This is a genomic window from Alkalimonas delamerensis (assembly GCF_030717955.1).
GTDB classification, from domain to species: Bacteria; Pseudomonadota; Gammaproteobacteria; order Enterobacterales; family Alteromonadaceae; genus Alkalimonas; species Alkalimonas delamerensis.
The window spans coordinates 250,009-271,692 of sequence record NZ_JAUZVY010000006.1; the positions used below are offsets into that span (position 1 = coordinate 250,009).

Below are 21,684 nucleotides of genomic sequence, written 5' to 3' on the forward strand. Positions count from 1 at the left end.
AGCGGCGTTTTCCCGACGATAGTTACAGCTCACAAACCATTAAAGCGGCTGGGCCTGCCCCTGCATTTTCTCGAGTATTTGCTCCAGCTCATCCAGGCTGGAATAGCCAATAACCAACTTGCCCTTGCCCTTGCGGTTGTAATCGATTTGCACCGGGGCAGCAAAGTGGTCACTCAGACGGTTTTCCAGAGCCTGCACATCGGGATCTTTTTTTACCGCGGTTTTCGGGGCCGGTGGCTGCTGCACCCGACGCACCAGGCTTTCGGTTTCCCGCACCGTCAGTTGACGGGAAGCCACCTGGCGGGCGGTCTCCGACTGCTGTTCACCTTCCAGCGCCAGCAAGGCCCGGGCATGGCCCATCTCAATGTCGCCATGCTCAAGCAGCAATTTCACGTCGTCATTCAGCTGATTCAGGCGCAGCAAGTTGGTGATACTGGTACGGGATTTCCCGACCGCATCGGCCACTTGCTGATGGGTCAGTTCAAACTCGGTCAGCAAGCGCTCCAGGGCCACCGCTTCTTCCATCGCATTGAGATCTTCACGCTGAATGTTTTCAATCAGCGCAATGGCGACCGCGGCTTCATCCGGTACATCTTTGACGATGCAGGGCACTTCGGCCAGTTGGGCCAACTGAGCAGCACGCCAGCGGCGTTCACCGGCAATGATTTCATAGCGATCGGTTTGGGTTTTGCGAACCACGATGGGCTGGATCACCCCCTGAGCACGGATCGACAAGGCCAGATCTTCCAGCGCCTGTTGCGACATGTCTTTACGGGGCTGGTACTTGCCAGGCTGCAAAAACTCGATGGCCAGCTTCTGCAACTCACTGGCGGCGACGGGTTTGGACTCTGCCGGCTGAGCGGCGGTCAGCAATGCATCCAGCCCCCGACCCAGGCCTCGTTTTTTTACCACCATCTGCTTGATTTTCCTTTTTAATCCGTGCCACTGAACTGGGGTTGCGGCCTGGCTTTGCTATCGGCCCGACGCAGCAATTCACCTGCCAAAGCCAGATAGGCTTTGGCGCCGGTGGAGCTCTTATCGTAATACATCACCGGCGAACCAAAGCTTGGTGCCTCAGCCAGCCGGATGTTGCGCGGGATCACGGTGCGGTACACTTTATCGCCAAAGTGCTGTTTTAGCTGCTCCGATACATCGTTGGCCAAACGATTGCGCGGATCGTACATGGTTCGCAAGATGCCTTCAATTTTCAAGTCGGCATTGACCACAGCCGCCAACTGCCGAATGGTATCCATCAGCGCGGTTAAGCCTTCCAGCGCATAGTACTCGCATTGCATGGGCACCAGCACCGAGTCGGCGGCAGCCATCGCATTGACGGTTAGCATATTCAGTGACGGTGGGCAGTCGATAAAAATAAAATCGTAGCTGTTGCGCCAGGGTTTCAGCGCATTGCGCAGGCGCAATTCACGAGCAAACACATCCATTAACCGGACTTCGGCTGCCGTCACATCCGAGTTGGCAGCCACCAGGTGGTAACCACCGCTGGTTTCTTTCACCGCCACCTGATCCAGTGGGGTTTCATCGATCAACAGTTCATAGGCACTGGCCGGAACTTCGTATTTATCGACGCCACTGCCCATGGTGGCATTGCCCTGAGGATCCAGATCGATCAGCAACACCTTGCGTTTGGTAGCGGCCATGGACGCAGCCAGATTCACCGCTGTGGTGGTTTTGCCAACACCCCCTTTCTGGTTAGCAATTGCGATGACTTTTCCCACACCAACCCCTTGTTCCGTGCTATGCAGCTGTTGTTTTTACCAGTTCCACCAGATAGCGCGCGCAAGCTTGCTCTGGCAGTTCGAGTGCGTGTACAGCCGTTACTCTAACAAAATCCGCTAAAGCTGCAATTTCTTCTTCCACAGCCGCGCCCTTCATGGCGAGAAAACGGCCCTCTGCTGCTGGCAAATGCTGGCACCAGTCGACCATATCCTGCAAGTTGGCAAAGGCGCGACTCAGCACCGCATGATAGCCATCGGCAGCTTGATGCGCTTCAACCCGGCTTTGCAGCGGCGTAATGTTGTTCAATCCAAGCTGACGTTTTACCTCATTGAGAAAACGGATCCGCTTGCCCAGACTGTCCAGCAAAACAAACTCTTTCTCCGGATACAGGATCGCCAAAGGCACGCCCGGTAAACCGGGGCCTGTGCCCACATCAATGATACGCTGGCACTGCGCTGACGCCAGGTAAGGTGCTACCACCAGACTGTCCAGAATGTGCCGGCCTACCATCTGCAGCGGATCCCGCACCGATGTCAGGTTGTAGGCCTGATTCCATTTCGCCAGCAGCTCCACAAAGTGCACCAGCTGCTGACGTTGCGCATCGCTGACACTCAGCTGCGTTTGCGCCAGCAAACGATCCAGTTCGGCACGCAACATCAGGCACTTTTCCTTAGCAAGCCCTGTTTTTTCAGGTACACCAGCAACAAGGAGATGGCAGCCGGTGTAATGCCGGAAATACGCGCAGCCTGGCCGACTGTTTCAGGTTGGGTCTGATTCAGTTTGCTGATGACTTCGTTGGACAAGCCTTTGACCAGGCTGTAGTCGAACTGAGCCGGTAACCGGGTTTGTTCATGGCGCTTTTGTTTGTCGATCTCGTCCTGCTGCCGGTCAATGTAGCCCTGGTACTTGATCTGAATTTCAACCTGTTCCGCAGCCAGCGGATCCAAAGCTTCTGGCGCCAGCCCTTCAATCGCCATCAGCGCGCGGTAACTGACCTCCGGTCGGCGGATCAACTCTTCCAAACTGGCTTCGCGGCTCAGTGGCGTTTTCAGCAGCGCATTGACTTTGTCCAGCGACGGGTGCTGTGGATGGATCCACTGCTGCTGCAGACGTTGGTGTTCGCGCTCAATTTGTTCCATCTTGGCGTTAAAACTGGCCCAGCGCTCATCATCCACCAGACCCAGCTCACGGCCTTTGGCGGTTAAACGGGCATCGGCATTGTCTTCGCGCAGCATCAGACGGTACTCCGCCCGGCTGGTGAACATCCGGTAGGGTTCTTTGGTCCCCAGAGTACTGAGATCGTCCACCAGTACGCCCAAATAGGCTTGCTCGCGACCTGGCGCCCAGCTGTCTTTGCCCTGCACCTGCAAGGCCGCATTCAAACCGGCCAGCAACCCCTGAGCACCGGCTTCTTCGTAGCCAGTGGTGCCGTTGATTTGGCCGGCAAAAAACAGCCCCTGAATAAATTTGGTTTCCAGCGACTTTTTCAGATCGCGTGGATCAAAGAAATCGTACTCAATGGCATAGCCAGGCCGGGTAATGTGCGCCTGTTCAAACCCCTTGATCGAACGAACCAATGCCAGTTGGACATCAAAGGGCAAACTGGTGGAAATGCCATTCGGGTAGACTTCATGCGTGGTCAGGCCTTCAGGCTCGACAAAAATCTGGTGCTGATCCTTGTCGGCAAAACGCATGATCTTATCTTCAATCGACGGGCAATAACGTGGCCCAATGCCTTCAATCACACCGGAGTACATTGGCGAGCGATCCAAACCACCGCGGATCAGATCGTGGGTATTGCCGTTGGTGTAAGTGATGTAACAAGGAATTTGCTGTGGGTGCTGTTCGGCAGAGCCCAGGTACGAAAAAACAGGCAAGGGCGTATCGCCTGGCTGCGGCTGCATCACAGAAAAGTCCAGACTGCGGGCATCCAGTCGTGGTGGCGTACCGGTTTTGAGTCGATCAACCCGGAAGGGCATTTCACGCAGACGGTGCGCCAAAGCAATGGAGGGTGGATCGCCCGCCCGGCCACCGCTGTAATTTTGCAGTCCAATGTGGATCTGACCGCCCAAAAAGGTCCCTGTGGTCAGCACCACAGCTTTGGCAACAAAGCGCAGACCCATCTGGGTTACCACCCCAGTCACCCGATCCTGTTCGACAATTAAATCGTCGCAGGCTTGCTGGAAGATAAACAGATTGGGCTGATTTTCCAATTTCTGCCGAATGGCGGCTTTGTACAACTGGCGATCCGCCTGAGCGCGGGTAGCCCGAACGGCCGGCCCTTTGGATGCATTCAGGGTGCGGAACTGGATCCCGGCCAGATCGGCAGCCTGCGCCATTACGCCACCCAAAGCATCGATCTCTTTCACCAGATGCCCTTTGCCGATCCCACCGATCGCCGGGTTGCAAGACATCTGACCCAGGGTATCCATGTTGTGGGTTAACAATAAGGTATGCATACCCATCCTTGCCGCAGCCAGTGCAGCTTCGGTCCCGGCGTGTCCACCGCCGATCACGATGACATCAAAGGAAGTCTGGTAATGCATAGTTGTGCCTCAGTTAAGATGGTTCGACCCGGCAAAAAGGGCACGTATTGTACCTTGTTTCAGCGGGTGGCACCAAGCTCAAAATGCAGCTGGATCTTCAGGATCAATTAAGATCTATAAATAGGATCTTTTTAAAGATCTTTTATTATGATTACTATTAAGGGGAAGGATCTGCTTGGATAACCAATTTTTCGTATTTAAATACATTGGGTTAAGAAGGATCGGATCCTGTGATCAAGACCCGATCCTGGCGGATCGAACCTTTGGATAACCATGCTATTTATCCACAGGCGATACGAGATTGATTTCAGTGCATAGGATAAAAACAGCTTACACCTTGGTTTATACCGTATTTATACACAAAAAATATTTTCAACCCTAAAAGATGTGGGTAACTTCTTGGTAAGGGGTGATCAACTGGGATCCAAGGATCGGTTTAACGGCTAAGTTGCAGGTAGTTCGGCAGCCAGGCGATGGCTTGATCTTCTGGTAAATCAGGCTGTTGCACATCAATTTCCAGTGCCGGTAACAGCAGTTTGGCACCACATTGCTGCAATAAGCTGCTTAAAGTGCGGCCGGCCTGACAAAAAGTATCGTAGCTGGAGTCACCTAAAGTGATCACGGCAAAGGAAACTGTGGTAAGATCAGGTTGATCTTGTGCTAATCGATCCGCGAAGGGTTGAATATTATCAGGCAGATCCCCTGCGCCATAAGTGGACGTGATCACCAGCCAGCTGTCGCTGGCTGCGATGTGATCCAATTCAGGAGCCAAATGAAGTTTTGCTTCAACGCCTCCTAAAGCCATGGTTTCCGCAACCTGTTCTGCCACATATTCCGCTGCACCCATCTGGCTGCCGACAAGGATTTGGATCATCGATCTGTCCTAAGGTTTGTTGGATGTTTGACTATACTATACCCGTCGTCTTTCAAAATGCACGGGTGTTGGCTGCGATTGTTCACCTCAATCACTTAGTATTGCTAAGCTCATGGGGATGAAGGGTCTTGCCGCCTACGCGCATTTGAAATCCATTGGGTATGCCATTGGATGATGATTTGGCGGTGCACTGGGCATTGCCGGATTTTTGGTGTTTTTACTGCCAGGCAGGCAAGGTAAAGACCAGAATAGCACAACCATGCTGCCTGCCTGTGTATTGAGGTTTTATTATTTATGTCTGAAGTGACATCTTTTGCTGAATTGGATCTGCCCGAAGCACTATTGAAAGCTGTGGCAGAGTTGGGTTACGAAACGCCGTCTCCTATTCAGGCTGAATCCATCCCCAAATTGCTGGCTGGCAGTGACTTGTTGGGACAGGCCCAAACCGGTACCGGCAAAACAGCTGCTTTTGCCTTGCCATTGCTGGCCCGGCTCGAAGCTGGCCAACGTGAGCCGCAAATTCTGGTGCTGGCACCTACCCGAGAACTGGCCATTCAGGTTGCCGAGGCTTTCCAGGCCTACGCCAAATACCTGCCGCAGTTTCATGTGTTGCCAATTTATGGTGGCCAAAGCTACAGCAACCAGTTGCGCTCTTTAAAGCGTGGCTGTCAGGTGGTGGTTGGTACCCCAGGCCGGGTAATGGATCATCTGGAGCGCAAAACCCTGGTGCTGGATAACTTAAAAGCCATCGTGTTGGACGAAGCCGACGAAATGCTGCGGATGGGCTTTATCGATGATGTGCAAACCATCATGGATCAGACCCCGGCTGGCCGCCAGGTCGCGATGTTCTCAGCGACCATGCCTACCCAGATCCGTGCCATTGCCCAGAAACACCTGACCAATGCGCACGAAATTAAAATTGCCGCCAAAACCAGCACGGTTGAGCGCATTACCCAGCGCTTTGTGTTGCTGGACAACAGCCAGAAGCTGGATGCGCTGACCCGGGTGCTGGAAGGGGAAGACTACGATGCCAGCATCGTCTTTGTGCGCACCAAAAGTGCCACCGAAGAGATTGCCGTTAAACTGGGCGCCCGTGGTTATGCCGTGGCCTGCCTGAATGGCGACATGAATCAGGCCCACCGTGAACAGACCATTCGCCGTTTAAAAGACAACCAACTGGATGTGATTGTTGCCACCGATGTTGCCGCCCGTGGTCTGGATGTTGAGCGCATCAGTCTGGTGGTGAACTACGACATCCCTTACGACAGTGAGGCCTATGTGCACCGCATTGGTCGTACCGGGCGCGCTGGCCGGGAAGGCAAGGCGATTTTGTTTGTCTCGCCACGTGAACGCCGTTTGCTGCGCAGCATTGAACAGGCTACCCGTCAGCCAATCGAGAAGATGACACTGCCGACCGGTGCAGTGATCGAGCAGCGCCGGATTGAAAACTTCCGGGCTGAGCTGGCCCAGTCGATTGAAACCCAGGATCTGAGCTTTTTCCAGGAGTTGATTGCGTCCTGGCAGGAAACACTGGATTGCGACAGCAACGAACTGGCCGCAGCCCTGCTTTATCTGGCACAAAAAGAACAGCCGCTGAATGTGGCTGGCCAGTTCCCGGAGCTGCGCGAACCCATGAGCAAGCGGGATCGTGAGCGTGGTGACCGGCCAGTGCGGGAGCGTGGCGATCGCCCAGAACGCGGGCCTCGTCAGCGCCGTGAAATGAAAGGCGATTACACCACCTACCGCATTGAAGTGGGCAAAGAGCATGGGGTGCGTGCTGGCGATATCGTTGGCGCTATTGCCAATGAAGCCAACATCGACAGTCAGTTTATTGGCAACATCAAGTTGTTTGATCAATTCAGTACCGTTGAGCTGCCGGCCAGCATGCCGCAGGAAATATTCCAGCACCTGAAAAAGGTCTATGTGCGCAAGCAAAAGCTGAATATCTCGGTCGATCAGGGGGCTGGCGAACGTCGAAGTGGACCAGGGCCTCGTCCGGGCGCAGGCCCACGCCCGGGTGCTGCCTCCAGGCGCCGCTCGCAATAAACCCGGCTTGGATGCTTGATAAAGACTTGTTTCAATGAGTCTAAAGTAAGCACCATGCCTATTCGGGGGTGAGTGAGCAGTGCCACTATGTGTGGCTGTTGAGTGAGAGTTAAAACGTACACATTATGTCTAATCGTGTGTACGTTTTTTTTCGCCTCGTCCATGAGGCTTTGCAGACTGATTCCCTCATCATAGCTACAAACCTTAATCACCTCTTTTAATAGGGCTTAACGCTGATGATTGATAGATTGGTGCTGCTTTGTGCCAATAGCGGACATTTTTTCATTTCATCATCCGAGACATAATTGCTGAATTTATATCCAATCTATTGATAATGCTAACAGTGCCTTTATTGACGGATGAACCCGTACTTGTCTGCCAGATTTACATCAATTGTATCCGTAAGTTGTTGTAAGCCTAAAGATAACTGTGTAGTGTTCTGTATATTAAATTGACAGAAGCAGCTTGAACAGTGTTTCACTACGGGGCGACCCGCTGAATAAGTGTTAAATGGCGATGATCGTTGAGACTTTGAGAAAAATTCATCTACAGCATCGACTACAAGAAGGCGATGTTTCTGCACACACCAAGTCTGCACAACTCATCACGAAGAAGTGGCAAGCAGCGGTTTGCAATGATGACGTGGTGGGTGAAGTGAGAGTTTCAAGGGCAAACAATGAACGCATCGATGTCGTCGATTTACAGACAAAGACAGCATATGAACTCAAGGTTTCTGGCAAGAATACGCATCACGAATTTTACAAGGATCTGGTAAAGGTGCTTACCTACAATGAGTACCAAGATGCAGAAGAAAAGCTAAAAAAACTTGTGTTTATCAGTGAGGAAAACGGTATCAGTTCGTTGAGGGGACGCCTAGATGGAATGTTCCTCAAAATGATTGAATCAAAGCATATGCTAAGCATTGAGCTTGTAGTCATTTAATCAATCAGACGTAGCAGTTCTCGGCCTGCTGCCGCCGGACGCTCGTAAACTCGCGCCACTGTGACTGTGCTTGACCCTACAAATTTGCAAGGTATATGTTGTAGAGGTGGCTCTAAGGGTTGCGGACTAACTCATCAGACCAGTTTACCTGACAACTCTGCTATTATGATTACAACTAACCCAAAATCTACTTAAGCATTGTGACTTATGAGATGAGGGAGAGAAAGCCACCGAAAGGTGGTTTTTTCGTATCTAAAAAACAAGTAATAATTTAAGGGTATGGATTCCGTTTGAAAACTAGAGTGTACATCGATGGCTACAATCTGTATTACGGAGTCCTAAAAAATAGTCCTTTCAAATGGTTAGATCCAATCAAGCTCGCCAAATTATGCTGCCAAATAGCAGCGCCTAAGCACATTCTCAGACAAATAAATGGCAATGTTGAAGCTAAGTATTTCACAGCTAAAGTCCTAAATACCAGTGCGTTTGAGAAAACAGCTGCCAGGGATCAAGATGCTTACCACAAAGCATTACAAGCTCTTTACCATCGCCCCGAGCTAGACATTATTTTTGGTTACCACACGGTAACACCGGTAATTCGTAGAGCGTTTGATTATTGGGCGCCCAAAGCACCCCATGCCGGTTGTGAAAAAACATTGGTTTGGCATATTGAGGAAAAACAAACCGACGTTAATATCGCCATAAACTCTCTTCAGGACGCCTATACAGATACCACTGAACAATTGCATATCTTTGTATCCAACGATTCTGATCTCGCACCGTTAATCAATATGTTGGCGCAATTACCACATATTAAAACAGGGATTATTTCTCCAATAAGAGATCCTGCTACAAGACCTTCTGGGCAGCTAATTAAAAATGCGGACTGGAGTACAGGAGCTTTATCTAGCCAAATTTTATCACAGGCTCAATTGCCAAGAGCCATACAGGCTGGAAAAAAAATAATCAGAAAACCAATAGAATGGTTTGGTGAATCAAAACTCGCATCCGAAGTTTTCGAATTACTACTTGAAGGTTTATGTAAGCGCAATTCTGTCTATAAATGGTTGGAGCAAGATCCAGTAGCAGCTAATTTACAAGGTTTGCCCAATCTTCATAGACCCGCAATTGAGATGCTTGATACCAAAGATGAAGCCAAACTTGTCCTTGAGCACGCGAAGGCATACATCAATTACGTTAAAGCTGGAAAATAATTTTGCGAGCCAGGAAAACCCGCGTTTTTCCTGGCGACTCCGCCAAACGGCAAGGATGTCGTTTCAGGATGGAACCAGTGCTCTTTCGCTTATGTAAGATAGGTTTTTTATTGAAAAGTAACCTTTGGCCCCATAGATCCGGTTTAGACACTATTGCTGGAGTTTGTGATGATCCTTGCCTGCCCACATTGCCACCGTTTAAATCGCCTGCCACCAGATCGTCTTGCAGAGCAGCCCAGTTGTGGCCACTGCAAACAACCGCTTTTTATTGGCCAGGTGTTGGAGCTGACGGCCGCTAATTTTGCCCCGCATGCTGAAAAATCTGAGCTGCCATTGCTGGTGGACTTTTGGGCACCCTGGTGTGGCCCTTGCCTGCAATTTGCACCGATCTTTGCCGGTTTGGCGGCTGAGCTTGAACCCAGGGTTCGGCTGGCAAAAATCAATACCGAGCAAGAGCCGGGACTGGCTGGCCGTTTTGCCATTCGCTCCATCCCAACGCTGATGCTGTTTCAGGATGGCAAGTTAAAGGCGCAGCAAAGCGGTGCTTTGCCCAAGGCACAGCTCAAGCAATGGTTGCAACAGCACTTACCCACTTAACAGCTGCAGCAAGTCATCGGCGCTGCCCTGCCACAGTCCTTGCTGGTTGCCGCTGAACAGGCTGTCGGCCAGCGCTTGTTTTTGCTGCTGCAACAGTTGGATCTTTTGCTCCACGGTGTCTTTGGCAATCAGTTTGTAAACAAAGACTTTTTTGTCCTGACCAATGCGGTGGGCCCTGTCGGTGGCCTGCTGCATCACGGCCGGGTTCCACCAGGGATCGTAGTGGATGACGGTATCGGCAGCGGTGAGATTCAGGCCGGTACCACCGGCTTTTAAACTGATTAAAAACAGCGGCACCTCGCCCTGCTGAAAACGATCAATTTGTTGCTGACGTTTTTTGGTCTGACCGGTCAGTTTGGCGTAGGGGATCTGCTGTTGCTGCATCACTTCTTCTATCAGCGCCAGCATGCTGGTGAACTGACTGAAAATAATGATTTTCCGTCCTTCGTCGATCATTTCTGGTATGTTTTGTGTCAGCCAGTCCAGTTTGGCACTGCTTTGTACTTTCTGCGCGCTGGGCAATTTGACCAGACGGGCATCGCAGCACGCCTGGCGTAATTTCAGCAGCGCATCCAAAAACTCAATCTGACTTTTGGCCAGGCCTTTTTCAGCAAACAGTTGGCGAATGTGGCTTTCCATGCTGAGACGAATGCTGTCGTAGAGTTGACGTTGATCGCTGTCGAGCGCCAGATACTGGTCAATTTCCACCTTTTCCGGCAGTTCGCTCATCACTTCGCTCTTGGTTCGGCGCAACAAAAAGGGGGCCACCCGTTGTTGCAGCTCCCGGCCACGCTCCGGGTGCTGTTCCCGCTCTATTGGGCGGCGAAACTGCTTGCGGAAAAAAGCATCGTTGCCCAGCAAGCCTGGCAAGGAAAAATCAAACAAGGATTTTAATTCCCCCAGATGGTTCTCCAGTGGAGTACCGGTTAAACAGAGCCGAAAATCCCCTTGCAGCTTGCGAATGGCGGCGGTGGTCTGACTGCGGCTGTTTTTTATTTGCTGGGCTTCGTCCAGCACAATATGGCTGAAATTGTGGGCCTGGTAATGCTTCAGATCGCGCGCCATTAAAGGGTAGGTGGTGATTATCAGCTCAGCTTCAGCCAGTTGCTGCAAGGCTTTGCCCCGCTGCTGGCCATGCACCACTTGCACCTTCAGGCCTGGGGTGAAGCGCTCTGCTTCTTGCTGCCAGTTGCCAATCAGACTGGTTGGGCAGATCACCAGTGCTTGCAAGCGACCGTTTTGGTGGCGCTGGTGCAGCAAAAACGCCAGCGCTTGCAGGGTTTTCCCCAAACCCATGTCATCGGCCAGAATGCCTCCGAAACCATACTGCTGTAAGAATACCAGCCAGTTCAGCCCTTGCTGCTGGTAAGGCCGCAAGGTGGCTTGCAAACCATCGGGCAAGGGGACTTCGGCAATGCCTTCAAAATGCTGCAGCTTTTGGCTAAGCTGCTCGATTTCGGCGGCACCGGCGAAGTGCAGTCGCTGCGCTGGCAATTGCTGCAGCAAAGCGCTGCGGTAAGACGGCAGACGCAGTGTGTTGTCGTCGCTGCCTTGCTGCAAAAACTCCTGCAAGGTGCTGAACAGCGGCTGCAACTGATGGGCAGGCAATTTCAGGGTGCGGCCATCCGGCAGTGGCAGCCACAGAGTGCTGTCTGGCTCGGGTTCACCATGTTGCTGCAACCACTGCTGCACCAGGGGCAGCATCGGCACCCGCTCCTGGCCTAGCTGCACTTGCATATCGAGCTGGAACCAGCCCGGTGCATCGCTTTGCACTTCAAATTCGGCATCTGCTTCGACAATACCGAGATCAAAATCAGCGCTTTGTTCAATACGCCAACCCTGCTGCTCCAGCCAGTCTTTGTCGCGCTCGAGCCATTCCAGCCAGGCCAGCGGGCTGTTGTCCACTACCCGGTAGTTGTCTGCAACCGAAAGGGGGCTGTCTGCCGGGTACAGCTGGGTATCGAGCAAGGTGGTGATGGCTTGTTGCTCGGCGTCGGGCTGGCGTTCAATGGCAAAATGCCGGCTGCCCTGGCTCTGGTGACTGGTAGCCGGGCTATCCGGCTGAGCCGGTGGCAATTCAAAAGCGCCATAGCGAAAGCGCAACCGTGCAATGGGCAGGCTGCGACGCCCTTGCGATTGCATGCCAAGCTGCAGAACCGGCTGTGGTGCTTGTTGAATCACTTCAATCTTAATGTCGGCCGGAGCCGGCAGGGGCTCGGTGGGGAGGGCTTGTTGCAACCCCAGCCAAAGCTGGGCCAGCTCTGCTTCCGGCACCTGTGGCATGCTCAACAGGTGCTGCAATTGCTCACCGGTTAGCGCGGTGTCGATAACCCCCACTTGCAAAGCCGCTTCATCTAGATACATCGGGGGCGTGGTATCGATCAGTTGCCATTGTGTCAGACCACTGAGCGCAAACTGCAGTTGATAGTCCTGGTCCTGCTGCTGCCAGCTGAGCTGCAAAGTCCGCTTGGGCCCGCTGCCCAGCGGTTGCTGGACTTTTTGCCAGAAGCAGCGATTGCTGCGCAGTATGTCTTGCAGCGCCAGTGCGCCCCAGCGCTCTTTTAACAGCATCTGGCCAAAGCGGTTTTGACTGCTAATCAGCCCCAGCAAGCGAAAATCCTCACTGCAACCCCAGTGTGGAATGTAGCCCTGGCGGTAATCGTGTTCGCTGAGCAGACTGCCCTGACCAAAGCCGCCTTTTTTTAACCGTCGTGCCCGCCTCGGGCTCAGCTGCAGGCCTTGTTCGGTCAGATCCAGCAAAAACAGCACCCTGTCTTTGTACTCCAGCTCCGCCGGCTGCTGTTCCAGCTGTTGCAGACTGCTCAACCAAAGCTGAACTTTATCTTGTTGCTGCTGATGTTGCCGCTGTTGCAGTTGCACGATTTTCAGCAAGACTGCCAGGGTATGCTTGCAGTTGACCGCTACTGGGCAGCTGCAGCGGGCCTGCAATTGCCAGTCCCGCCCCTGACGCAACAGCCGGATGGTCTGACGGTAGGGAACCAGTGAGTTGCCCCAGACCTGGGCTTCGATCCGGCTGTAATCATCGCTGCAGTCCAGCCGGAACACCTTGTTCTGCTCCAGATAAGGCAAGGCCCGCTGGTAGACCGCTGCACCATAACGCAGTTTCAGTTCGTAATCGGTCAGTGGAAAGGCTTGGGTCTGGAGTTCGGGCATTGCCATGGGTCCGCGAATTTTTTGCAAACAAGCATTGTAACTTTTTTCAGGCCGTTTCCCCAGTGCTTTCCTGTGCAATCAAGGGAGGCTTTGTGCTGCATCAAACACAACCAGGGTGGTTGCTAGGAAACAGGCCAGTCGGCAGCATCGACCACATCCAGCGGCGTGGCCTGCTGGCTGCCCTGCCAGCGGCGGATGTAGTCGCCATCGGGATCAAATTGTTGCTGCTGCTTGTCCAGATTAAAATGCCGGTGACCACGGGGATCGGCACCGACACCGGCCAGATACTGCCAGTTGCCCCAGTTGATGGCGACATCGTAATCAATCAGTTGTTGTTCAAACCAGGCTGCACCATAGCGCCAGTCAAGCTGCAGCTCGTGCACAAAACAGCTGGCCACCAGTTGTCGCCCGCGATTGGACAAATAGCCGGTTTGCTTCAGTTGCCGCATGCAGGCATTGACCAGAGGGTAGGGCGTGTTGCCTTCGCACCAGGCTGAAAATCGCTGCGGGTAGAAGCTGGTCAGGGGCGCGGTTTGCTTGATGCCCTGGCGCAAAAACAGGGCTTTACCATGACGATGGCTGTACCAGTGGAAGTACTCGCGCCACAACAGCTCAAAGTAGATCCAGTAAGTGGAATCGTTGCGGCCATGCCGGGCTTCGTAGTCGTGCAGCGCCGCAATGATTTGTCTGGGCGACAAACAGCCAGCGGCCAGCCAGGGAGAAAATTTGGTGGAGTTATCAAAGCCATCCAGTGCATTGCGAACCGCTTTGTAGTTGCCTGCTAAGTCGCTGCCAAAGTACCGTGCCAGATGCTGCTGGCCGCTGTACTCACCGCCCTGAAACACCGATCGAAGCCAGGACGGATACGCAGGCAGTTGCTGGCTTTTAAGGCCTTTAGGCGCCGTAGGAATCCGTGCTGGCGTGGGGTGCAGCGGCAGCAATGGCATAGTTTCCACTTTTTTCCGAAATTGGCTGAAGCTTGCCGGCAGGGCTTCCAGCGCAAACGGCAGTTGGCTGGCATCGAACAAGGTGTTGCTGTCGATGGTATAAAACGGCAGATAGGGGAAACGTTGCTGCAATTGCTGCCATTGCCGGCTTTCGTAATAACCGGGTTGACGGCTCTGGTAGATGGCATCCACCCGGTACTGACTGATCAGCTGGCTGATGGTCTCAACCGGGGATTGGAAGCGCAACAGCAGTTGTTGTTGCAGGGCGCTCAGCTGCTGGGCCAGTTCACTCAGGCTGTCCGCGATAAAGCGCCAGCGCTGCATGCCCATCCGTTTGCTGTGGTAGCGGCCCGGGCTAAACCAGCCGGGCTCGGCGCAGTACAGCAGTATCAGCTGCTCACACTCAGCGCAGGCCTGAGCCAAAGCCGGTTGATCGCTTAGGCGCAGATCCTGCTGAAACCAAAATAATCCAACGCGATGCATGCACAACTCCCAGAAGTTCGGTTTCGGGAATACGCTACAAAGTGGCCATCAGACCAATACAGCCCTTCGCTAAAAGCCTTGTTGGGCTCTGTATACTGATACCCGGTTATCCAAACCTGCCCCATGCTGCACAGGATTTACTTGCCGATACAAAAGCTGGAAAAAATCCGGCCCAGCAAATCATCGGAACTGAATTCGCCGGTGATTTCGTTCAGATGCTGTTGGGTAAGTCGCAGTTCTTCAGCCAGGATTTCGCCGGCAATAAAGCCGTGCAATTGCTCTTGGCCCGTTAACAGGTGCTGGTGGGCACGCTCCAGGGCATCCAGGTGGCGGCGGCGGGCCAAAAAGCTGCCTTCGTTGGTGCCTTCAAAGCCCATGCAGGCTTTTAAATGCTCACGCAGAGCCTCGATGCCGCTGCCGGTTTTGGCTGACAATCGAAAAACCGGTACCGCCTGGTTGAGCTCGGCCTGCATCGGCTCGCCGGTCAGATCAGCTTTGTTGCGTATCACCGTCATGCCCAGTCCGGAAGGCAGCCGGTCGATAAAATCCGGCCAGATGGCATGAGGATCGATGGCGTCTGTGGTGGTGCCGTCCACCATAAAGAGCACCCGGTCGGCTTGTTCTATTTCCTGCCAAGCGCGCTCAATGCCGATTTGTTCGACCTGATCACTGGCATCGCGCAAGCCTGCGGTGTCGATAATGTGCAGCGGCATGCCGTCGATGTGAATGTGTTCACGCAGCACATCGCGGGTAGTGCCGGCAATGTCGGTGACAATGGCAGCTTCGCGTCCGGCCAAGGCGTTCAGCAGGCTGGATTTACCGGCATTGGGCCGGCCGGCAATCACCACCCGCATGCCTTCGCGCAAAATACTGCCCTGATTGGCCTCACGACGTATTTTTGCCAAATCATCGATGATGTCGGCCAGATCGGTGGCCACTTTGCCATCGGATAAAAAGTCGATTTCTTCATCCGGGAAATCAATGGCGGCTTCGACGAAGATTCGCAGGTGAATGACTTTTTCTACCAGCGCATGAATGCGGGCTGAGAACTCCCCTTGCAGCGAGTGCATGGCCGAGCGGGCCGCTTGTTCGGAGCTGGCATCAATCAAGTCGGCAATGGCTTCGGCCTGCGCTAAATCCAGCTTGTCGTTTAAAAATGCCCGTTCACTGAATTCGCCTGGCCGGGCAATGCGTACCTGGGGCAGGGCAATGACACGGCGCAGCAGCATGTCCAGCAGCACTGGGCCACCATGGCCTTGCAGCTCCAGCACATCTTCGCCGGTAAAGGAGTTAGGCCCGGGAAAGTACAGTGCGATGCCCTGATCCAATGCCTTTCCATCGGCATCCAGAAATGGCAGATAGTTTGCGGTGCGGGCTTTTGGGATTTTTCCAAGCACTGCCGCTGCCACCTGATTGGCTGCCGGGCCGGAAATGCGAATAATGCCGACTCCGGCGCGGCCGGTCGCGGTGGCAATAGCGGCTATGGTATCGGTGCTGTACATGCTGAGTATCCTCACAAAGAGTTATAAAAAAAGCCTGTGAATCACAGGCTTTTTTCTGCAGAGCTTGGCTTACGCCTTCCGGCTGTGCAGGCCTTTTTTCTCCATGCCCCGGTAAATATAGAGCATTTGGGCCAGCGAGATCAGGTTACTGACCAACCAGTACAGCACCAGGCCGCTTGGGAACCAGATAAAGAACACTGAGAAAGCAACCGGCATCCACATCATCAGCTTGCGCTGCATCGGGTCGGTGACGGTCATCGGCGTTAATTTCTGCATCATAAACATGCTGGCACCGAACAAGACCGGCAGAATAAACCACGGGTCTGGTGCCGATAAATCCTGGATCCACAGCATAAAGGGGGCGTGACGCAGCTCGACACTTTCGACGAATACCCAGTACAAGGCCAGGAAGATGGGCATTTGCAGCAGCAATGGCAAGCAACCACCCATCGGATTGACTTTCTCTTTGCGGTACAGCTCCATCATGGCCGGGCCAAGCTTCTGCCGATCGTCTTTGTAACGGGCTTGCAGATCCTCAATTTTAGGTTTGAGGTTGCGCATTTTGGCCATTGACTCGTACTGGATCTTGGTCAATGGGTACATCACACCTTTCACTACGATGGTGATCAGGATAATGGCCACACCCCAGTTCACCACAAAGCCTTGGATTAAGGTGAGTAACCAGAACAGGGGTTGCGAGATAAACCAGAGGAAGCCATAGTCGACCGTTAAATCCAGACCATTGGCCAGCTCAGCCAGGTTGTCCTGAATTTTCGGACCGGCATAGAAGGTTGTGCTAATGAGCGCATCCTGGCCTGGTTGCAGCTGCACCACTGGGCCTAAAGCGCCAATAACGCCACGACCACGGTTAACCCGGCTGTACAGCTGGTTATCCGCTTCCTGATCCGGTACCCAGGCAGCCACAAAGTAATGCTCCAGCATCGCTGCCCAGCCGCCAAGGGTTGGGATGGACAGATTGCTTTTCTGCATGTCTTTGAAGCTGTATTTTTTGTAACGATCACTTTGGGTACCGTAGGCGGCACCGCGGTAAATCGGCATAAAGAAGCTGCTGTCTCGGCCACCTTCAATGGTTTGCAGCAGGTGCTGGTAATTTTGCACCACCCGAACTTCATCGCTGGTATTGCGCAGTAGGTACTCAACCCGAACATCGTACTGACCCGGACGGAAGATAAAGCGCTTTTCAATCTCCAGACCCTGGTGCTGGTAATGCAGCGGCACAATCAGCTCTTGCTGGCCATCACCTAGTTGAAAGCTCAGTTCACTGGCGTGGTAAAGCGGACGACCATCAGCATTGCGGCTGTCGTCTGGACCGTGTTGGCCGATCAGGCCTGACTCGGCAATAAAGTCAAAACCAGGCTGACGACGCATCATAACATAAGGCGTTTGGCTGTCTTTGGTCAGTTCGTACTGTGGCAGTTTCAGGCTGACAATATCGCCGCCCCGGGTGCTGATTTTTACTTGAAGCACATCGGTCTCGACCGTCACCAGTTGTTCATGGCGACTGATTCCAGCATCTGGGCCGGGGGTGGTGGCTACCGGCTGGGTACCAAACTCATCGGCTGAGAGTTGCAATTCACCATTGCTGTCCAATTGCTCGGTTTGAGTCTGGCTGACGACAGGCTCTGGTCCATAGTCTTTGTGCCATTGTTGCCACAGCAAAAAACTGACGAAAGCGAGCGCGATGATTAAAATACTACGTTGCGAGTCCATAGGTTAGCTTTTCTCATTGTGCTTTTCGGGAACGGGATCGTGACCCCCAGGGTGTAAGGGGTGACATTTTAATAGACGTTTGGCTGCTAACCAAGTCCCTTTGAGCACCCCAAAGCGGGTGATGGCCTCAATGGCGTAGTGGGAGCAGCTGGGGTGAAAACGGCAACTGGGACCAAACAGCGGGCTGATCAGCTTCTGGTAGCCCTGAAGCAATGCCAGAGCTAAGCGTTGTAATGGCGACAAATTTTGTTCCATAACCGCTCCAGTTGCTTGCTGAGTTCCTGGTTCTCTGTCTCTGTGATTGGGCCTTTGACCATCACCACCAAATCGACCGCTGGTAACCGATGTTGTTGCAGCCGGAAATTTTCCCGGATGCAGCGCTTAATGCGATTGCGATCCACGGCCAATTTAACACGTTTCTTGGCAATAATCAGACCGAGTCGAGGATGTTGATGCTGGTTTGGCTGACAAAGGATGGTAAAGAGAGGAGAGCCAGCCCGAAAAGGCTGTTGGAATACAGCATTAAATTCGCCAGGAGTTAGCAGACGTAACTCCCTGCCGAATTTAAAGGTTTGCACGAAGCACTAGCTGTCGGGTTAGACAGCTAAACGCTTACGGCCTTTGGCACGACGACGCGCCAGGACCTGACGGCCGTTTTTCGTGGCCATACGAGCACGGAAACCGTGCACACGCTTACGCTTTAATACGCTAGGTTGAAAAGTTCTTTTGCTCATATTCTTGTCCGTCCGCTTTAGATAACACTAAAAAAAGTGCTCTGTTTTAGTATTACCTTCAGTGAAACACCAAAACACAGTTGATAAAAATGAGCGCGAATTTTACGTACTCCGGATGCGAAAGTCAATGCGATCCTAGTGATTATACCCAAGTGACCTCAAGATGCGGATTCAGCGGGAGATAAAAGCGCTTTAGGCAAGGCAGTTGTTGGAAGCTTTGGTGGTTCCAAATCGACAACAGCTAACGCCGCATAAAGCGCTTTTAGCCCCGCCCTACGGGAGTCGCTGGGCGTTTCCACGCCAGTGTGCCTTGCATTGAAAACGCCCAGCTACTCTGAAACTCGTATCTTGAGGTCACTTGGGTATATCTACTGAGATCCTGTGCGATCTCAGGTTTTCCACAGCCTGAACGCCATTGTTGAATAAAGTGTGTGCAAGTTTTGACGAAAGCGCTGTTTTACTGCCGGCTTGACCGAGGTCATACCAAGTCAGTTTTTGGGCATGCTTTGAAATAAAAAGCTATCTATTTCATGGTGTTGTGCTCAATGGTCTAACGAGGGAGCTTTTTATAAAAAGTCAATATTGAAGTTGTGGATAACTAAGCCCATAATGCTTCCCTAGTTTTAAAATAATGCGCTACCGCCAAAACAAGAACTCAGGGAGCCAGGGTGTACCAGTCTGTATGGAAGAATTGCCTGCAAACTTTGCAGCAGGAATTACCAGCGCAACATTTCAGCATGTGGATCCGGCCGCTGCAAGCAGCCAGCTCCGATGATGCCTTAACGCTGTATGCGCCAAACCGTTTTGTCTTGGACTGGGTTCGGGAGAAGTATCTCAATAGAATCAATGAGTTAATCCATGATTATTGCGGCGATAATGCACCCAGGCTTCGGTTTGATGTTGGCAGCCGGCCACAAGCTGCTGCGGAAAACAGCCAAAGTTCAGCTGCGCCCAGTCAACAGGGGGCAGGTCTAAGCCGAGCCAGCATGCCGGAGCCGGCTCCGAAGACCATCGTCAAATCCAATGTGAAAGCCAGTTACACCTTTGAGAACTTTGTCGAAGGTAAATCCAACCAACTGGCCCGTGCTGCGGCCAGTCAGGTTGCCGATAATCCCGGGACGGCATACAACCCTTTGTTTATCTATGGCGGTACTGGTCTGGGTAAAACCCACTTGCTGCATGCGGTAGGCAACGGCATTTTGGCGAAAAAAGAAAATGCCAAAATCATTTACATGCACTCGGAGCGTTTTGTGCAGGACATGGTCAAAGCGCTGCAGAACAATGCCATTGAAGAATTTAAGCGCTATTACCGCTCCGTCGATGCGTTATTGATCGATGATATCCAGTTTTTTGCCAACAAAGAGCGCTCGCAAGAAGAGTTCTTTCACACCTTCAATGCGCTACTGGAAGGCAATCAGCAGATTATTTTGACCAGCGATCGTTATCCGAAAGAAATTGATGGGGTGGAAGACCGGCTGAAAAGCCGCTTTGGCTGGGGCCTGACCATTGCCATTGAGCCGCCTGAACTCGAAACCCGTGTTGCGATCCTGATGCGCAAAGCGCAGGAAAACCAGATCCGTTTGCCGGAAGAGGTGGCTTTCTTTATCGCCAAGCGGCTGCGCTCCAATGTGCGCGAACTGGAAGGGGCCCTGAACCGGGTGATTGCCAATGCCAACTTTACCGGCCGCCCCATTACCATCGACTTTGTGCGCGAAGCACTGCGTGACTTGCTGGCTTTGCAGGACAAGTTGGTTACCATCGAGAATATCCAAAAAACCGTGGCCGAGTACTACAAAATCCGGGTGGCGGACTTGCTGTCGAAACGGCGCAGCCGTTCGGTAGCCCGGCCCCGTCAAATGGCCATGGCTTTGGCCAAAGAGTTGACCAATCACAGCTTGCCTGAAATTGGCGATGCCTTTGGTGGTCGGGATCACACCACGGTGCTGCATGCCTGCCGCAAAATAGAATCGCTGAAAGAAGAAACGCACGAAATCAAAGAAGATTTCCAGAATTTATTGCGTACCTTATCGTCATAACAGGGATACGATATGCACCTTAGCATCGACAAAGAAACACTGTTAAAACCGCTGCAAATGGTCTCCGGCGCCATCGAGCGACGTCATACCTTGCCGATCCTTTCCAATGTGCTGTTGGATGTGCAGCAACAACAGTTGTCGCTGACCGGTACCGATCTTGAAATTGAAATGGTAGCCAGTGTTGCGGTAAGTCAGGTGCACCAGCCTGGACGCATTACGGTACCAGCGAAAAAGCTGCTGGATATTTGTCGAAGCTTGCCCGATGGCTGTCAGATTGAGCTGACCCTGGTGGGTGAGCATTTTGTCATTAGCTCCGGCAAGGCCAAGTTCACTCTGACAACTCTGCCTGCGACCGAGTACCCCAACCTTGAAAGCTGGCAAGGTGAGGTCAACCTGCAACTGTCGCGTGCTGAACTGCGGCGTCTGCTGGAAGAAACCGCTTTTTCGATGGCCAACCAGGACGTGCGTTATTACCTCAATGGTTTGTTGTTTGAAGTGGATCAGCAACTGGTGCGGACTGTCGCCACCGATGGCCACCGTCTTGCCATGAGCCAATTGCAATTGAACGAAGCTACTCAGGCTCAGCAACAGCTGATCATTCCTCGCAAAGGGGTGCTTGAGATGCTGCGGTTATTGCCAGACGATGATGGCAGCCTGACCCTGAGTCTGGGTGCCAACCACATTCGCTTGGTCGATGCTGCTTTTAGTTTTAGCAGCAAGTTGATTGATGGCCGCTTTCCTGACTATCGTCGGGTGATCCCGCGCAATAGCACCAAGCAGGTCACGGCGCATCGGCCGGTCCTGAAAGATGCCTGCACCCGGGCTTCCATTTTGTCGAACGAAAAATACCGTGGTGTCCGCTTTAATTTGGCGGCCAATGAACTGCAAATCACCGCCAACAATCCTGAGCATGAACAGGCCGAAGAAGTGATTGAAGTCGAGTACCAGGGGGATACGCTGGAAATAGGCTTCAATGTTGGCTACGTGCTGGATGTCTTGAACAGCTTGAACACCGACTTGGTGCTTTTGCACCTGAGTGACAGCAACTCCAGTGTGCTGATTGAAGGGGTTGGCAATGCGCAGGCATCCTATGTCGTGATGCCGATGCGTCTCTAGGCCTG

The 21,684-nt window shown here is 52.8% G+C and carries 18 protein-coding genes; 6 read left to right on the plus strand and 12 right to left on the minus strand.

From position 1 onward, the window contains the following. Nucleotides 1–39: 39 nt before the first annotated feature. From Q3O59_RS14215 to mioC, 5 genes are all read right to left on the minus strand, one after another. Nucleotides 40–915 carry a ParB/RepB/Spo0J family partition protein gene (locus Q3O59_RS14215; RefSeq protein ID WP_228589952.1) on the minus strand — a complete coding sequence of 292 codons (876 nt, stop codon included), beginning with the start codon at nt 913–915 and terminating at the stop codon, nt 40–42. A gap of 17 nt (nt 916–932) precedes the next feature. Continuing rightward, nucleotides 933–1,736 carry a ParA family protein gene (locus tag Q3O59_RS14220; protein ID WP_228589954.1) on the minus strand — a complete coding sequence of 268 codons (804 nt, stop codon included), beginning with the start codon at nt 1,734–1,736 and terminating at the stop codon, nt 933–935. 19 nt (nt 1,737–1,755) lie between these two features. Beyond that, nucleotides 1,756–2,394, minus strand: a complete 639-nt coding sequence (gene rsmG, locus Q3O59_RS14225) for a 16S rRNA (guanine(527)-N(7))-methyltransferase RsmG (protein ID WP_305946214.1) — start codon at nt 2,392–2,394, stop codon at nt 1,756–1,758. After that, complete coding sequence (gene mnmG / locus Q3O59_RS14230) at nt 2,394–4,283, minus strand: tRNA uridine-5-carboxymethylaminomethyl(34) synthesis enzyme MnmG (protein ID WP_305946215.1); 1,890 nt, start codon at nt 4,281–4,283, stop codon at nt 2,394–2,396. The genes rsmG and mnmG overlap by 1 nt, the downstream gene beginning before the upstream one ends. 436 nt (nt 4,284–4,719) lie before the next feature. Continuing rightward, nucleotides 4,720–5,157 (minus strand): FMN-binding protein MioC, encoded by a 438-nt coding sequence (gene mioC / locus Q3O59_RS14235; protein WP_305946216.1) that lies wholly within the window; start codon nt 5,155–5,157, stop codon nt 4,720–4,722. Nucleotides 5,158–5,451: 294 nt separating this feature from the next. Between mioC and Q3O59_RS14240 the strand changes: the two genes are divergently transcribed. The 4 genes from Q3O59_RS14240 (at nt 5,452) to trxC (ending at nt 9,956) form a co-directional block, all read left to right on the plus strand. After that, the gene (locus tag Q3O59_RS14240; RefSeq protein ID WP_305946217.1) at nt 5,452–7,203 is read left to right on the plus strand and encodes a DEAD/DEAH box helicase; all 1,752 of its coding nucleotides are present in this window, start codon (nt 5,452–5,454) and stop codon (nt 7,201–7,203) included. A gap of 510 nt (nt 7,204–7,713) precedes the next feature. Next, complete coding sequence (locus Q3O59_RS14245; RefSeq protein ID WP_305946218.1) at nt 7,714–8,145, plus strand: hypothetical protein; 432 nt, start codon at nt 7,714–7,716, stop codon at nt 8,143–8,145. Between the two features lie 290 nt (nt 8,146–8,435). Next, the gene (locus Q3O59_RS14250) at nt 8,436–9,359 is read left to right on the plus strand and encodes an NYN domain-containing protein (protein ID WP_305946219.1); all 924 of its coding nucleotides are present in this window, start codon (nt 8,436–8,438) and stop codon (nt 9,357–9,359) included. A gap of 168 nt (nt 9,360–9,527) precedes the next feature. Continuing rightward, nucleotides 9,528–9,956, plus strand: coding sequence for a thioredoxin TrxC (gene trxC / locus Q3O59_RS14255; protein ID WP_305946220.1), 429 nt, complete (start codon nt 9,528–9,530; stop codon nt 9,954–9,956). Here trxC and Q3O59_RS14260 read toward each other — a convergent pair. From Q3O59_RS14260 to rpmH, 7 genes are all read right to left on the minus strand, one after another. After that, a complete protein-coding gene (locus tag Q3O59_RS14260; protein ID WP_305946221.1) occupies nt 9,945–13,130 on the minus strand; it encodes a DEAD/DEAH box helicase in 3,186 nt (1,061 codons plus the stop codon). The two genes, trxC and Q3O59_RS14260, sit on opposite strands and share 12 nt — an antisense overlap. A gap of 122 nt (nt 13,131–13,252) precedes the next feature. After that, a complete protein-coding gene (locus tag Q3O59_RS14265) occupies nt 13,253–14,560 on the minus strand; it encodes a DASH family cryptochrome (protein ID WP_305946222.1) in 1,308 nt (435 codons plus the stop codon). Between the two features lie 137 nt (nt 14,561–14,697). Beyond that, a complete protein-coding gene (gene mnmE, locus Q3O59_RS14270) occupies nt 14,698–16,062 on the minus strand; it encodes a tRNA uridine-5-carboxymethylaminomethyl(34) synthesis GTPase MnmE (RefSeq protein WP_305946223.1) in 1,365 nt (454 codons plus the stop codon). Nucleotides 16,063–16,131: 69 nt separating this feature from the next. Continuing rightward, a complete protein-coding gene (gene yidC, locus Q3O59_RS14275; protein ID WP_305946224.1) occupies nt 16,132–17,793 on the minus strand; it encodes a membrane protein insertase YidC in 1,662 nt (553 codons plus the stop codon). 3 nt (nt 17,794–17,796) lie between these two features. Then, nucleotides 17,797–18,048, minus strand: coding sequence for a membrane protein insertion efficiency factor YidD (yidD, locus tag Q3O59_RS14280; RefSeq protein ID WP_228593227.1), 252 nt, complete (start codon nt 18,046–18,048; stop codon nt 17,797–17,799). After that, nucleotides 18,015–18,371 (minus strand): ribonuclease P protein component, encoded by a 357-nt coding sequence (gene rnpA / locus Q3O59_RS14285; protein ID WP_305946225.1) that lies wholly within the window; start codon nt 18,369–18,371, stop codon nt 18,015–18,017. Before rnpA ends, yidD begins: the two co-directional genes overlap by 34 nt. An 18-nt stretch (nt 18,372–18,389) precedes the next feature. After that, nucleotides 18,390–18,527 carry a 50S ribosomal protein L34 gene (gene rpmH / locus Q3O59_RS14290; protein ID WP_091342706.1) on the minus strand — a complete coding sequence of 46 codons (138 nt, stop codon included), beginning with the start codon at nt 18,525–18,527 and terminating at the stop codon, nt 18,390–18,392. Nucleotides 18,528–19,195: 668 nt separating this feature from the next. On the opposite strand from rpmH, the gene dnaA reads away from it, so the two are divergent. Together dnaA and dnaN are read left to right on the plus strand one after the other, a co-directional pair. Continuing rightward, entirely contained in the window at nt 19,196–20,563 is a 1,368-nt protein-coding gene (gene dnaA, locus Q3O59_RS14295) for a chromosomal replication initiator protein DnaA (RefSeq protein ID WP_305946226.1), read from the plus strand. Between the two features lie 12 nt (nt 20,564–20,575). Next, a complete protein-coding gene (gene dnaN, locus Q3O59_RS14300) occupies nt 20,576–21,679 on the plus strand; it encodes a DNA polymerase III subunit beta (RefSeq protein WP_228590519.1) in 1,104 nt (367 codons plus the stop codon). Nucleotides 21,680–21,684 lie beyond the last annotated feature (5 nt).